At 44.4% G+C, this 15,469-nt stretch carries 10 protein-coding genes; 4 read left to right on the top strand and 6 right to left on the bottom strand.

Annotated features, from left to right (window positions below):
* The first annotated feature begins 726 nt into the window (after positions 1 to 726).
* Together ACZ5QV_RS00855 and ACZ5QV_RS00850 are read left to right on the top strand one after the other, a co-directional pair.
* Positions 727 to 1,596 (top strand): YkgJ family cysteine cluster protein, encoded by an 870-nt coding sequence (locus ACZ5QV_RS00855; protein WP_464600798.1) that lies wholly within the window; start codon positions 727 to 729, stop codon positions 1,594 to 1,596.
* Positions 1,597 to 1,712: 116 nt separating this feature from the next.
* Positions 1,713 to 2,444, top strand: a complete 732-nt coding sequence (locus ACZ5QV_RS00850; protein WP_464602134.1) for an ABC transporter ATP-binding protein — start codon at positions 1,713 to 1,715, stop codon at positions 2,442 to 2,444.
* Positions 2,445 to 3,502: 1,058 nt separating this feature from the next.
* Here ACZ5QV_RS00850 and ACZ5QV_RS00845 read toward each other — a convergent pair.
* Entirely contained in the window at positions 3,503 to 3,904 is a 402-nt protein-coding gene (locus ACZ5QV_RS00845) for a Mov34/MPN/PAD-1 family protein (RefSeq protein ID WP_464602133.1), read from the bottom strand.
* Positions 3,905 to 4,723: 819 nt separating this feature from the next.
* Here ACZ5QV_RS00845 and ACZ5QV_RS00840 point away from each other — a divergent pair.
* Both ACZ5QV_RS00840 and iscB read left to right on the top strand, forming a co-directional pair.
* Positions 4,724 to 5,887, top strand: a complete 1,164-nt coding sequence (locus tag ACZ5QV_RS00840; RefSeq protein ID WP_464600797.1) for an AlbA family DNA-binding domain-containing protein — start codon at positions 4,724 to 4,726, stop codon at positions 5,885 to 5,887.
* Between the two features lie 1,068 nt (positions 5,888 to 6,955).
* Positions 6,956 to 8,257 carry an RNA-guided endonuclease IscB gene (gene iscB / locus ACZ5QV_RS00835; RefSeq protein WP_464600796.1) on the top strand — a complete coding sequence of 434 codons (1,302 nt, stop codon included), beginning with the start codon at positions 6,956 to 6,958 and terminating at the stop codon, positions 8,255 to 8,257.
* On the opposite strand, the gene ACZ5QV_RS00830 is transcribed toward iscB, so the two are convergent.
* From ACZ5QV_RS00830 to ACZ5QV_RS00810, 5 genes are all read right to left on the bottom strand, one after another.
* Entirely contained in the window at positions 8,201 to 11,464 is a 3,264-nt protein-coding gene (locus ACZ5QV_RS00830; RefSeq protein WP_464600795.1) for a type I restriction endonuclease subunit R, read from the bottom strand. The genes iscB and ACZ5QV_RS00830 overlap by 57 nt on opposite strands.
* A gap of 1,012 nt (positions 11,465 to 12,476) precedes the next feature.
* Positions 12,477 to 13,055, bottom strand: coding sequence for a hypothetical protein (locus tag ACZ5QV_RS00825; RefSeq protein ID WP_464600794.1), 579 nt, complete (start codon positions 13,053 to 13,055; stop codon positions 12,477 to 12,479).
* A 33-nt stretch (positions 13,056 to 13,088) separates the two neighbouring features.
* Positions 13,089 to 13,664 carry a hypothetical protein gene (locus ACZ5QV_RS00820; protein WP_464600793.1) on the bottom strand — a complete coding sequence of 192 codons (576 nt, stop codon included), beginning with the start codon at positions 13,662 to 13,664 and terminating at the stop codon, positions 13,089 to 13,091.
* Between the two features lie 24 nt (positions 13,665 to 13,688).
* Positions 13,689 to 14,261, bottom strand: coding sequence for a DUF6155 family protein (locus ACZ5QV_RS00815; RefSeq protein WP_464600792.1), 573 nt, complete (start codon positions 14,259 to 14,261; stop codon positions 13,689 to 13,691).
* A 19-nt stretch (positions 14,262 to 14,280) separates the two neighbouring features.
* Positions 14,281 to 15,468, bottom strand: coding sequence for a restriction endonuclease subunit S (locus ACZ5QV_RS00810; protein ID WP_464600791.1), 1,188 nt, complete (start codon positions 15,466 to 15,468; stop codon positions 14,281 to 14,283).
* Between the last annotated feature and the right edge of the window lies 1 nt (position 15,469).

The following is a 15,469-nucleotide window of genomic DNA, read 5'->3' as shown; positions in this document are numbered from 1 at the left end:
TAAAGACAGATGAACTCAAATGGTTTTAATGCGTGTTTATCCGTGTCCATCCGTGGTTCTTTAACAGGAAACTCGTTGACCTAGAGGTTGGCCTCAATATATAGCAATCCCTGAACTGAAAACTTGAAGTTATAGTTCGACCATTCCTTAGGAATGAGTCAAATATAATATCAAGTATTTTCGTTTACCATTCATTAACCACGGAACACATGGAAGGACACGGAAACCGGTCTTTGGCACCCGAGTTCCGCTTTGGCACCCGAGTTCCGCTTCGGCACCCGAGTTCCGCTTCGGGAGCACGGTGTCCGTTTCGCTCGCTTTGCGAACTCAAGCGGACTAAAAAACGCCAGAACAACCGTACTTGTCGTCTTCCCCGAGTTCCGCTTCGGGAGCACGGGGTCCTTTTCGGGAGCTACGTTCCCTCAAGCGGACTAAAAAACACCAGAGCAACCGTACTTGTCGTTTTCCCCGAGTTCCGCTTCGGGAGCACGGGGTCCTTTTCGGGAGCTACGCTCCCTCAAGTGGACTAAAAAACACCAGAGCAACCGTACTTGTCGTCTTCCGGTCGTTCTTTTTCCGTGTGTTCCGTGTATTCCGTGGTTTGAATTCACACACCAAAATATAGGGCTATACCCAAACTGAAAACTTGAAGTTATAGTTCGACCATTCCTAAACAAAATACAGAAAAATAGGGGGGGATCCTGCTGAAGGGTCCTGAAATCAGTTATGAACACTCACAATTCGGATAAAAAACAGAACTTCTGCCCGGAAACTGGCATGGGTAAGGCTCCCACCGTTCAGGAGCCTGAGCAAGAACAGAAGCCGGAAAACCGGATAAACCAGAAATCGAAATACCAGCTCCTGCTAATCACAAACCTGAAAAAAGAAATAGAAAAAGCCAGGGCCCTTTTCCCTGAAAAAATCGCAGCCGAAATCCGGGAAATCGGTTTTGCCTGCCAGCTCTGCGGGAAGTGCTGCAAAAGGGCATACGGGGACAACCGGGTAATAATCCTCCCTGAAGAAATAGAAAAAATCCGGGAATATACAGGGCTTTCCAGAACTGAAATTGCAGGCCCACTTCTGCCGGACTGCCCGCCGGAAGCTTTTGAAAAGGGTAAAGAAAAGGACGGAGAAAATGATGGAGAAAGAGGTGGGGAAGTTGAAAATATATTTTCGGAGCTTATGGATGAAGAGATAGATCCCGAAGGAAACGTCCACACCTTCGGCTGGATGCTCAGGCGCAAAAGCAATGGGGACTGCGCCTTTATAGAAAAGGACACAAACAGGTGTAAGATCTACCCTGTACGCTCCAGGCTCTGCAGTACCTATCCCTTCTACATGGAAGACTCAAAACTCCGGACCTGCGAATGTGAGGGCCTGGGACTTCCGGTTTCGGAGGAGGAAAGCCGAAAAATGGCGGAGGCCGTCTTTTCCAGGTACCTGGCCGAACTTGAAGATATGCTTGCCATTTACGAGAAGTTCGAGGACTTTGAAAAAGGAGGAAAAGGGCCGGAAATCGCAAAAAAAAATGCAAAGGCCGGCATACTTTCCTGTATAGTCCACGACAGCAACGGAGTTTTCAGGACTACCAGGTAAGCTGCGGAGAGGACAAACTTGAAAAACGCGGAAGCTCTCGGGTTTTGACTGGCTGAAAAACTGCAAGCAAGGGGGATTTTAGATTGAAGGACCGGCAAGAAAGTAATAATAAGGAAATTGAACCGGGGGAGGAGGCCGTAAATTCAATTATCAGCGTCCTCAATGTGCATAAAAGGTACAGGCTTGGGGACCAGGAAGTCCCGGTCCTGCGGGGAATCGACCTGGACGTCAGGCCAGGAGAATTTCTTGCGGTCATGGGCCCGTCGGGGTCCGGGAAGAGTACGCTCATGAATATGATAGGCTGTCTGGACAGGCCCACGGAAGGAAAAGTCCTTTTCAGGGGCACGGATATAAACAGCCTCTCGGACAGGGAACTTGCAAAACTCAGGGGGCTTGAAATCGGGTTTGTGTTCCAGACCTTTAACCTGATCCCCCGCCTGAGCGCGCTTGATAATGTGAAACTCCCCTCCTATGCCAATTCAAAACCGGGAATTGACCCTGATAAGCACGCGAAAGACCTTCTGAAAACCGTGGGTCTCGAAGACCGAATGCGACACAAACCAAACGAGCTTTCGGGTGGGCAGTCTCAGCGGGTGGCAATCGCGAGAGCCCTTATGAATAACCCGGCTCTTATCCTTGCAGACGAGCCCACCGGGAACCTGGACTCAAAGACCAGCCTTGAGATTATGGAGCTTTTTTCCGAATTGAACCGCCAGGGCCGGACTATTATAATGATTACCCACGACCCTGAGGTTGCGGAATATGCCGAAAAAGTCGTTTATGTAAAAGACGGCCAGATTCTGGAGGATACGGCCGGGTCCGGAAATGAAGTGATTTCTGAAAAATAAGAGGGGGCTGCTTGCTGGGATTATGTTAGCTGAATACCAGGCTTTGGCGGTCAGAATCTGTTTTCAAATCATTTTGCCTTTTTTTAACCACGGAATGGCACGGAGTGCGACAAGAAGCTATAATATGAATTGCAGAACTGCTGCCCCCTCCATTCGGGATAATCCTACTATGACATGCGTTGATGGCAACGTCAGGTGTGAAGCTCATAGGACAATATGGAGAAATTTGGAAGTCTAATCTAAATTATCTGTTAGGATAAAAATACTAAGAAGAATGTAATGTGAACCATTGTAAGAGTCGTTATTCCGAACAAGCGAAAGTGGACTTGCGCTTGAACCAAAAGGTATGAAATCAGACTGTATTGGCTTAGGGTTATAGAATGCTGAAGCCAGATGCATTGAAAGGTGCAAGTCCGATTCTTAGAAGAGAAAGGGAGAGAAATCCCCTTGACTTATTCGACAAGACACGGAAACTGACCTGAAGGCCGGGGTATTCGTGACCCTCCGCGTTCCCAAAGTAATGAATGATGGTTCCGGGAAGCTCTGGCTAAACGACCCCTGAGATAAGACTCAGAGCTACTTCACTGAAGTCCTATAAAATTTCCGGATAAAGCCTGCCAGTTTTGGAAGGGGATATAAGGGTTTTTGAAGGAAAAAGGACATCAGTCTGGCGACATTTCAAAAACGGCATTTTTAAATACTTTGCACCTTATTAATATGATTTGCGAAAACATTTTTTTTTAAAAAGCTATAAAAAGGAGGCTTAGAGCTATGGATTTTAAAGCAGTTCTTGCAGTACTTGTGTTTGGGGCTCTTTACTACATTTACCATTATTCACAAGGCGCACTTGTCTGAAAAGCCTGTTTACAACCCCATAACAGCTCCCGGGAAAACAGATTCCAGAATTATATACACTAGACGTCAATATCTGGTCCCGAGAGCTGCAAAAGTACTACTTTTCTGACAGGGTGCCCTTATAACTCCTGGCTGAGAAATGGCTCCGGAAATTGTTAGACCCTCCTTGATTTCAGTATCAAATCAAATCACACCACACCCAGTTAAAACGGGAATTCGTCTTCGACTTCAAATTCAATGTCAAGGACCGGCAGTTCCCTTACGTTTCCCGCCCGGTCGTAGCAGGTCCAGCTTTCCTCGCCGTAGGGGGAACCCACGATGATATGGCAGTTTCCTGTTTTTGAAAAGAGCCGGAGGTCTGCTTTTGAGGGCCGGCGGTTGGGGCCGGGGTGGCTGTGGACCGAGCCTGCGGCTTTGACGTTTGGCATCATGTAAAGCCTGAGGACCGCGTTGCGGTTGCTGGACTCGGTCCCGGGCAGGATCATAACCTCAGTGATGACTCCATCTTTTTCCTGCAAAAGCCCTGCGAATTCCAGAGGGGCCATGGACCTGCTGGCTTCGAGAATGAAGCGAAGGGTATCCCGCGCAATTCCTTTGAGTTCCATACTTTCAGAATTGTCGGGAAATATATATGCTTTTTTGGTTTGAGGACGGAGGTGGTCTTTGAACCATTTTAATATATTATTCATACATCTCCAATATTTATATTTAATATTTTTTGAGAACCTTGGGCCGAAGCTTTGAATCTGGCAGGAATTTTTTAATCTGTAGGAGGTTTTTGTTTTTTGGAAGATCCGGGTTGCAAACAATTCAAAAAAATATCCTGACACAGAGCCTAGCTTAGGAGAAGGCTATAAAACTATATAATATTTCTAACCAATATTAAGGAATGAGTCAAATATAATATCAAGTATTTTTGTTGACAAGAATGATTATTTAGGGAAATGGAACTATACTTACTCAGTTTTATCGTTTGAAGTTCTCGATCAAAAATCACTAGCAAGAGGACTTTCAACCACGGAAAACACGAAAGGACACGGAAACCGGCCTGCGGCCGGTGAGTAAGTTGGATCTTTATGCAATAGGATTCAAAAAATACCCTGGATTCCCCAAATTCCGCTTCGGGATCACAGGAAATCGAAGATTTCCTGGGAGTTGCACTGCAAGTGCAACAGCACGGTGTCCGTTTCGCTCGCTTTGCGAGCTCAAGCAGACTGAAAAATGCTGGAAAAACCGTAATTGCCGTCTTCCTGCCTTCTTTTTCCGTGTGTTCCGTGTGTTCCGTGGTTTGAATGCACACACACCAAATACCCCCTCACACAAAACACAACATGTATGAGTATGAAGCAACTCCCAAAATAAAACATGAAGTTATATTTTCACCATTCCTAACTAAAAACCCAAAAGAGTAGCTACGATTATCCATGGTAGAAAAAGAAATTGATTCAGTATGCAACCAGTATGGTCTGAAGCCAATGAGCCTGTCAGACCTCACACTTTCCATCAATTACCCGTACTCCGGCATGAATGGAGCAGCAGGGTTCAAGGAAATGGAAAATGCCGTTTATCTGCCTCTTTTAAATGATTCCACTGTCCTTGCTTTGCCCCCTTCCCTTTCGGAAGACAGGGATGGAGTTGAGGATGGAAAGGGAGCTTACCCTGAGGGCTATCCTCTGAGCTATATGCAGCTTGTCCTTGACCCTGAAAAGGCAAGTGCGGCCTACCTTGTGGATTTCTTAAATAGTTCCCTGGGCCAGAAAATCCGCAAGGCCTGGGAGGAAAGAGGCTTTATCGAGAGACAGGAATGGCCGGCTTCGGGAGAAAACGGAGAGGGCGGGGATGGGGACGGGAACGGAGAAGGTGACTTTGCCGTGGCTGTGGTCTCCCCGGTGGTCAATACGGGGGCCCTTACCCAAAGTAGGCTCTACCTACCAGACCGGAAGACCCAGGATGATATACTGAAACTCAAGGTACTGATTGCGGAACTGGTCGCCCAGCTCAACCTTTTTGAGCGCAGGCTTTCCACCTACCCCAAAGATATTGCCTATATCGAGGAGAAAATCGAACTCATCCGGGAATCCGTACAGCTCGTCAACAATTCCGATTATATCCTGGAATTGATCCGCCGGGGGGAGAGCAAAAAGCTGGAGTTTAAGTCCACGCTCCGCATGAACCTCATGAACGGTAAATCCGACCGGAACATCGAACACGCCGTCCTCAAGACCCTTATAGCCTACCTGAACACTGATGGGGGTGTCCTGCTGGTGGGAGTCTCCAATGACGGGGAGGTCCTGGGAATCAAAACCGATGGGTTCCCGAATGAGGACCGTTTCCTTCTTCATTTCAAGCAGCTCGTCAAGCAGCACATTGGGCTTGCCTACGCCCCCCTCATCGAGTACCGCCTGGTGCCGGTCAACGGAAAAAAGATTCTGGAAATAACCTGCCGAAAAAGTGATGAAGCGGTTTTCTTAAAGCCTAGCCGAAACGAAGAGGAATTTTATATAAGGATCGGGCCTTCGAGTGAGAGGCTGACGGGCAGCAAACTCATTGAGTACGTGAACAGGCGGGGAAACGGGAATTCTGGTTAATTTCCCGAGTTCAGGCTACAGCTTCGTAGAGGCTGTCAACTACCCCACGCTGAAGCAGTGGGGCTTGTATAAGCCCTAGTTGACCAGCCTAAGTCTTAATTGACTACGTTGGAAATGTCAGTGCGACAAGAAAGCTATAATATGAATTGCGGTAACGCTATCCCTTCCATTTGGGATAATCCTACTATGACATGCGTTGATGGTAACGTCAAGGTGTGAAGCTCATATGACAATATGGAGAAGTTTAGAAATCTAATCTAAACCATCTGTTAGGATAAGAATTCTAAGAAGAACGTAATGTGAACCATTGTAAGAATCGTGACCAACAACAAGCGAAATTAGATTGATACGCTTGAACCAAAATGGTAATGAAATCAGACCAATAAGGCTTGACATACTTATTGGGAAATGGACATATGATTTTCGGTTTAAAGATGGCTTCTAAGGTATTCACAATTATTCATTTTATAGAACTTGGTAAGCCCTATATGTTCCCCTCGGGGTAGGAATCCTGCAAAGGATGAAAATGACATAGAGGGTAAAGGAAAGGAGTAGAAAGCGAATGACAATTTGTAATGAACTGTATAGGGGTTCAAAATTTGCCCTAATCCAAAAGGATGCAGACTTACTCCGTGGTATCAAAACGTAAGAATGAAGGTATGACCTATGAATGTAAGTCATTCAAATACGCTGATCGAGAAATCAATCCGCGAGAAGCTTACAAACAAAACACATGTTAATAGGCTGCAAGTCATGACTTACGAAAGCAGTTATTAACCAAATAACTGCTGCCCTAACGGGTTAAGAGATGCTTGAGCTGTATGAGGTGAAAGTCTCACGTACAGTTCTTAGGCGAGAAAGAGGGAGTAATCCCTCCGACTTAGCCGACTGATACCTGCGAATGCTTCCTCAGTTTGCAGCTCTATCGTGTAGTATTAAAAGTCCTGAGAGGTAGGGACAGTGTGCTACGCATGACAAGCGTTTCCAACATTGGCGAGGGGAGACAATTTAAAAATTGCGTTACCTGCTATGGAAATTTGTTTCCAGCGCAGAGAGGAGAAATCCAGCATGATATTTATACTTAACAAAAACAAAGAGCCGTTAAGTCCCTGCCATGAAGCAGTTGCAAGAAAACTGCTTAAAGCGGGAAAAGCGGTTATTCACAAAAAATATCCCTTTACAATTCGACTCAAAGAGCTGAAAGAGTCTAAGGACAATTCGGCTTTTAGACTGAAAATAGATTACGGAAGCCGTCACACGGGTCTTGCTATTCTGAAAGGTTCAAATGTTGTCTGGGTTGCACAGTTGCACCACAAAACAAGCATAAAAAAGAATATGGATAGCAGAAGAGCAATGAGGAGAACCCGAAGAAACCGCAAAACCAGATACAGAAAACCGAGGTTTCTGAACCGGAAAAGGCGGGAAGGCTGGCTGCCTCCATCCCTGCAAAGCCGTGTAGATAACATAGGAAATTGGGCAGATAGGCTCAGGAAACTATGCCCACTGACACATATTTCCTATGAAAACTGCAAGTTTGATACTCAACTCATGCAAAACCCTGAGATAAGTGGAATTGAGTATCAGCAGGGAGAGCTGCAAGGTTATGAGGTCCGGGAATACCTGCTTGAAAAATTTGGTAGAAAATGTGTGTACTGCGGAGCTGAAAATGTTCCTTTGCAAATTGAGCATATTATTCCTAAAATCAGAGGAGGCTCAAACAGAGTCTCCAATTTAACATTGGCTTGTAGAGAATGCAACCAGAAAAAAGGAAGTCAAACTGCAGAAGAGTTTGGACATCCTGAAGTGCAGAACCTGGCCAAAAAGTCGCTTAAAGATGCTGCGATTGTAACAGCTACCAGATGGAAAGTTTTCGAGGCATTGACTAAAACAGGCCTTCCGGTAGAATGCGGCACGGGTGCAAGGACAAAAATGAACCGAATCAGGGCAGAGCTGCCAAAAGATCATCATTTCGATGCTATTTGTGTAGGAAAATCCACTCCGGAAAAAATCAATTTTGCAACAAACAACGTCCTGCATATCAAAGCAAAAGGAAGAGGACAGTATAAAAGAACAAATCTCGATAAGTACGGCTTTCCTCGTTCATACCTTCCCAGGCAAAAAACCTTTTTTGGTTTTCAAACTGGCGATACAGTCAAGGCGGTTGTACCCAAAGGCAAGTACAAAGGGACATGGTTTGGTTCCGTTGCTTGTAGAAAATCGGGTAGTTTCGACATCAAAAACAAAGAGGGGAAAAGGATCTCAATTAATAAAAAATACTTCAAAGTATTACAGAGGACAGATGGTTATGAATATTCAACAGAGAAGTGCGGCATTCCTCCCGGCGCTAAAGCAACCGGGCTCCCTGCCTGAATTTTTGTGGCTATCTCCTATATACGAATCGTAAATGTGCTGGAATGCAATTTCGCACTTTTCATGATAAATTCCGTTGTCATAGGATTTTGGAAGTCCCCGGTCCAGCTCGGCTTCGATTTCTTTTCTGACCGCGGCTTTTGCCTGCTGTTTTTTTCTCCAATCCAGGACCAGCTTTTCGGTTTTCAGGGTAGAGAGCAGTTCTTTAGCAACCATTTTTACCTGATTTATCTCTTTTTCCGTAAGGGCCGGTTTCTTCAGTTTGTCAAAGAGGGCAAGTTCCTCTTCAGTTAAATTTTCGGTTAAGGGTCTTTCTTCTTCCTGTTTTAAAGTTTTTGCAAACTTTATCAGTTCGGCGTAGTAATGGTCGGTGTTTGCGGAGGAGGTGTTGTACTCTTCAATCAGGGCTTCGAATTTGACCTGGTAATCAAGGCGGCTGCTGTTGAGCCTTATCATCTCTTTCAATTTGAAAGAGAGCAGGTTTTTCAGCCATTCGATTTCCGTGTTTTTGTGATTTCCGGAAAACTTTTCTGCCAGGGCCTCAAAGTCAATTGCGCTCAGGTCAATGAACCTGTTTTTCTTTGATTCCCGGATGGTATAGGCCTTTGCCTCGATTGAGCTGTCAAGAACTTTCTGTATACGGTCCTTTATTTTCGAGATGTCTATTTCAGGGTCAAGGGAGCGGATTTGCCTTATCAGTTCTTCGTAGAGGGTAATGTAGGGGGCAAACTCCGAAGCCCTTTTGTGAGGGCGTATGGCTCTGTAGACTTTTATGGCGGCTCCGGCTTCGGTTAAAAATCTCTTTTTTGTGGCCTCATTTATCAGGACCGAGTCCGTGGCCTGCTGTAGGAGATCGATTTTTTTGAAACCCGATTTCGTTTTTATTATTTTTCCGGGATTTATCGAAAGCCCGGCCAGGAAGCGTTTTAATTCCCGTACCTGTTTTTCCAGAGCCTCTACGAGTTTGTCTTTTGGTTTGATCGGGATTTCGATTAGGCCTGACCTGGGGGTGGCGTAGATTGCCAGGGCTTTTTCAAGGTTTCTGAAGATGCCTATGTAGTCAACTATGAAGCCGCCGGTTTTTTCCCCGAAGACCCGGTTGGAGCGGGCTATTGTCTGCATCAGGCTGTGATCACGCATGGGCCGGTCAAGGTAGATGGTTGAAAGGCAGGGAACGTCGAAACCTTCCCTCCATTTACCGCAGATGAATACGATTTGCAGCTTATTTTTCGAGTCTTTGAAAGCGGCTTCCAGTTTCTCTTTTATCATGCGTTTTCTGTGAGGCAGAATGTCCAGGCTGTGTTTTTCGAAAATTTTCCCTTCATTCTGGCCCTGGCTTACAACAACTGCCATGTCCGTATTTTCAAGTTCGGAGACCTGGGCTTTGAGGGCCAGTGCTTCTTCTCCCCTTGATTCTTTTTGTTTTTCTTTGAGGCCTTCGATGTGCTCTTTCCAGTACTTTTGCACTTTATCGTACATCTTTACCGTGGTGAGCTTGTCAATGGAAACGACCAGGGCCTTTCCAGAATAGCCCCTGTTCACATAGTGCTCCACGATGTCCCTGGCAATGGTTTCGAGCCGGTCTTCCCTGGTGATTATGTGGTATTCCCTTGCAAATTCCCTTGCAAGTTTGGCTTCCTCTCCGTCATCAAGCCCGGCTTTTTCGATTTCGGAATAGATCTCGTCGTTGAGGCTCTCCGTTTTAAGCTGGACCTCCGGGACCCGGTTTTCGTAGTAGAGAGGAACTGTCGCCCCGTCTTCGATTGAGTCCATGAAGTTGTAGATGCTCACGTAGTCCCCGAAGGTCTCCCTTGTTTTTTCTTCCCCCACCAGCAGCGGAGTGCCGGTAAAACCTATGAAGCCGGCGTTTGGAAGGGCGTCGTGCATGTTCTGGGCAAAGCTGTCGTACTGGGACCGGTGGGCCTCGTCCGCTATTACTATGATGTCGTCTCTTTTCGAGAGGAGCGGGTATTTCGCGCCTTTATCGGTCCTGAACTTCTGGATGAGGGTGAAGACCAGCCTGTGGTCTTCCCGGAGCAGTTGTTTGAGGTGTTTTCCGTCCTTTGCCTGCACTTCGATTTCATTTACAACGCCTGCATTCTGGAAGTTCTGGTAGATCTGCTGATCCAGTTCGTCCCGGTCGGTCACCACCACAAAGGTGTAGTTTCCTGGAAATCTTCGCAAAATTTTTTGCGAGAAAAATATCATGGAATAACTCTTGCCCGAGCCCTGGGTGTGCCAGAAGACCCCGATTTTCCCTTTGCTTTCTTTTCGTTTTTCAAAAGATTTTATGGCGTTGTTGACCCCGAGGTACTGGTGGTTTTTTGCAAGGATTTTTACAGGCCGCCCTTCGCTGCTTGAAAAAAGAGTGAAATTTTCCAGGAGGTCCAGGAAACGCCCCTTTTCACAGGTCCCCTCAATCATCGTGTCCAGCAGGGTACTGCCCTCTTCTTTTTCTTCCCTTATCTTTTTCCAGTCTCCGAAATACTCAAATCCACTGGTAAGGGTCCCTATTTTTGATTCCCGGCCGTTTGAGAGCAGGATGAAGGCGTTGTACCAGAAAAGCTGGGGTATGGCATTCTTGTAGTCCGTGAGGTTGTCGTCATAGGCCTCTTTTACCCGTTTGCCCGGGGCTTTCAGTTCAATAAAGATTAGAGGTATGCCATTTACAAAACCCAGCAGGTCAGTTCTTCGCAGATAGACCTCTCCTGTAATCCAGAACTGGGAAGTTAAAAAGAAGTCGTTGTTTTCGGGCCTGTCAAAGTCGATAAGCCGGACGGTCAGATCTTCAAGTCCCCCCTCTTCGTTTCTGACCCTGACCTTGACCCCGTTTTTAAGGAGAGAATAAACTTCCTGGTTGGCCTTTACCGCGCTTAACCTGCTCCTGTCTCTGGCCAGTTCCTCAAGAGCCAGCTTTTCGGCTTCAGCACTGATGTTGGGGTTCAGTTTCCGGAGGGCTTTTTTCAGTTTTGGGAGCAGGAGCACCTCGGATTTTGTTTCCCGGCCGAGTGTTCCTTTTCCTTCTCCTTCAGGCCCGAATTTTTCATTAAAACAGTTCATAAAGGAGTAGCCCAGCTTTTTGAATTCCTCAATTGCAGGCTCTTCGACCAGGCCGTTTTCGCTGTAATCGTTATAATCCGGGCCGTTTTCAGTTTCTTCTCCCTCGGAATTCTCTTCCATATTTTTTACGCCAGTATTTTTTTCCATCCCATCAACCCTTTTTCCGGCGGCCTTCTCAGGAGAGGACCTTTTCTGCCTGTCAAATACTGATAAATATATTCAAATCTGTGATCTTCTTTTGACTACTCCCTTATTTAAATACTACTGCCCGCGTTGCTCACTCAAGCAGACTAAAAAAATTCAGGGTGTTTTTTTGAATCGATTTTCGATCCCGGCGCTCTCAACGGCCGACGGAGGAGGCCGGGCTTTTCAAGATGAAAATGAAGACAGAACGCACGCTAAGGAATGGCTGAGAAATAACTTCATAATTTCAGTTTGGGAATTGCTTCATACACATACATATTGTATTTTTGTGTAATTTGATGTTTGGTGTGGGCATTCAAACCACGGAAGACACGGAAAGACACGGAAAAAGAAAGTCCGGAAGACGGCAATTACGGTTGTTCTGGCATTTTTAGTCCTCTTTCAAGAATCCTAGAGCGTTTTTGAATTCTTTTATATATAGCCAACTTACTCACCGGCCGAAGGCCGGTTTCCGTGTCCTTCCGGGCTTTTCCGTGGTTAAGGGACGTTAATCAAAAATAATTGAGATTATATTTCACTCATTCCTAAATTCCACGGGTCAGAAAGAAGGAAAACACACCATATTATACTGTATTTTTTGATCTGCCAGATTTCACTTAAAAAAAAGCCGGTCTGTTTTTCTGGATCCGTTTTTCCATTTCAGTCACGAAAAACCCGGCCTGATGGCCGGTGAGTACGCCGGGACTTTATATCCCAAGTTTGACAGATCCTTTTAATTAATAGAGTATTTGATCACAAAAAACGCATTGTATAGGCATAATGTTCATTGGAATCCGCAATAATTTCAAAAGATATGAACCACAGAAAATAAATGATAATTGTATGGTAAAAACAGAAGCATGAAGTCCATTTATACATTTAAAAATGTATGTTTCTATCAAATAAGGGTTATATAATCGAATTCAGTAATCATCATTAAAACTGAATTTATATATTTATTTTGTTCCGGCCAGCTTCATTCAGAATCGCTTGTATCTTCTCCGAAAAACTCCTCAATCTCCCCAACGAGTTCACTAATCATTTCTCCAAACCCCCAGCTTATACCATCCGAATCCTGAGATATCTTAAACAGGCGTTCATTGAAATCCTTATAATACTTCTGTCCCTCTTCAGTCTTCAGAAGCTCACCGAACCTTTCCAGCATCCATTCGACACAATCAGAGAACTCGTCATCCATAGCTCCAAAAATGCTTGCGTATTGTACCCCACTTTCCACGTATGTAAGCATCAACTCCATTGTCCCCACAAGGTCTCCGGCCTCGTTAGAATAATCATTGATAGCCCTTTCCAATACAGAGAAGCGGATTTTTTCCCTATCCGGAGCAAACTCTTCCGTGATGGTTTTCCGGTACCCTTTCAGCATCTTTGCCCTCTTTTTCTCCATCATTTCCCCCAGGCATCGGGCGTTAATCAACATACGGTCTCCGGTCGAGCGCCCGTAAAGAACCCGGATAAGCTCGACCAGTTCTTTTTTATCGGCCTGCTGAAGGATTTCCTCAACTTTAACCCATTTTCCGGTATTTTTTTCTGCCATATTTATCCCCTGAATAATTACCTGAATTTTTTTTCAGTAAAAATCACTCAGATCTCCTCCGAAAAAACAGTCAATGTCTTCGACGTGGTCATAAATCATCTCTCCGAACCCCCAGCCCGTACCCTCTGAATCCTGGAAAACCTTAAACAGCCGTTCCCTGAAATCAGGATAATATTTTTGTCCCTCTTCGGTCTTTAGAAGTTCACAGAGCTTGCTCAGTATCCCTTCGATACTGTCAAAGAAATCGTCACTCAAAACCCCGAAAATGGTTACAAAGCGTGTCCCACTTTCTACATATGTAAGCATCAATTCCAGCGTCCCAGCAAGGTCTCCTGATTTGTTAGTATAATCATTGATGGTCCTTTCCGCCACAAAGTAGCGGATCTCCCCACTATCCGGCTGGAAATTATCCTTAATGATTTCCCGGTACTCCTGTATCTGTGCCCTCTTTTTCTCCAGATTATCCCCCAAGAATCTGGCGTTAATTAACATGCGTTCTTCGGTAGAGCGCCCGTACATGTCCCGGATCAGGTCAATAAGTTCTTTTTTGTCGGCCTGCTGAAGAATTTCCTCAACTTTGACCCATTTTCCGGTATTTTTTTCTTCCATATTTATCCCCTGTATTTTCGTGAATCAGGAATCAAGCTCTTCTTCTTCAAAAAAGTTCTCAAATTCTAAAAGAATAAGGTAAACTTCATCCCCGAAACCCCAGCCAATTCCTTTTGTATTTAATCCGATCTCAAAAAGCCGTTCTTTGAAAAGAGGATAAAAGCCTTCTCCCTCTGAACTCAATAAAATATTACGGAATTTATAGAACATTGAACAAATATTGTTATAGAACCTTGTGTTTATGTCCCCGTAAGTATTGGTATATCTCACTCCGTTTTCCACATAAGTAAGCATCAGCTCCATTGTTCCCTCAAGATCCCCCGAAGCTTTGGAATAATCACTGACCGCCTTTTCCGCCAGAGCATAGTTAATCGGTTTATCGATCTCTGCCGGGAAAAACTCATTTTTAATAATTTTCCTGTAATCCTCCAGAATCCCGCCAACTTTTTCTTTCTCCATAAACATGGAAAGAAGATACCTGCGGTTTTCCTCAGAGTTCTGGTAAAGATCCCGGATGATGTTGATTAGTTCCTTCTGTTCCACATCCTTAAGAACATTTTTAAGGTCCGACCATTTCAGATTTGATTTACTTTTCATCTCTCGGCCTCTTTCAATTTTAGCTTTCCTGAAATTCCCCGGCCCGGATATCCAGCTCAGAAATATCAATTTCCCCGGAAATCAGTTTTGGAAGAAGTAAATCACGGGTTCTGCGGAGGTTTTGATTCCTTTTATTTAAAATGTCGATTTCTTTGAAAATCAAGTCTACATAATTTTCGAATTTGATTAGTATGTTGTCATCAGGAATTAAAAAAGGTAATGATGATGCTTGATTTCGATTCAATCCAGGGACAGCAGCATCATTATTTATAAAATTTTGATTTTTCAAGTTATAATAAACATAGTGTAGAGGTACACTTGTTTTAACATAAAATACTGTGTCAATTGGGTAAAAATTTTCATTTGACCAGAAAACAGAACCGACATTTCCTTTCCTTCCAACTATTATACCTGGCCCCTCTACCAAATATTCATTGTGAGTTCCAACAATACCACCAGATCCATAAACATTAAAAGGCCCATTGATTCTTTTTTTGGCTGTAAGTGATTTCCCATATGCAAGTTCGACCACAGATCCCAATTTTTCTACATGCCAACCTTCAGGAATTTCCCCTTCCTCCGATGGCACCATTTTTACATCTTCATGGCCCGGAAACCTGAACTTCACGAACCATTCATTATAAACCAGCTTTGCCATTTCTTCAAGAATTTCTATTCTCCGGGTGTTGTTTTCTATGAGGTCGTCGTAGCTGGAAAGGACGGAGGCGATTTTTTGTTGGGTTTTAAGAGGTGGTAATAAAAAATCAAAAGTAAGGAGTTTATCCAAACTTAAATTATCTTGTGTAGTCCCTTTTGAAATATTTTGCATTTTTCTTTTTATTGTGTCAATATAATATTTGATGAAACGAACGTCGGTCTTATCTGTATTTGCCACAAACCCTACTATACTGTCAGGAAAACATGCATTGATTTTTAATATAGCGTTTTCCGCAATGTGTGCTGCTATTGTTATGCATAAAGTGCCAGGCTTCCACAACTTACTCTGTTTGAGACCTTCTTCACTGTAAGTCTGGCTGTATTTTGAGAGATATAACTCTGAATTTTTCACGTCACTTGTTTGGATGAATGGATATTTTCCGCCATATAAACAAGGATCATTACGAGGCCGATGTTTTGATTTTCCTCTTGCTACTGTCCCAATTTCATTAAGCTTATTATGATTCCATCCTTCCTTTATTTCACTCATT

The sequence above is a fragment of the Methanosarcina baltica genome (assembly GCF_055394095.1).
Note: the sequence above shows the minus strand (reverse complement) of the source record. Positions and strands in the feature narration are given on the sequence as shown.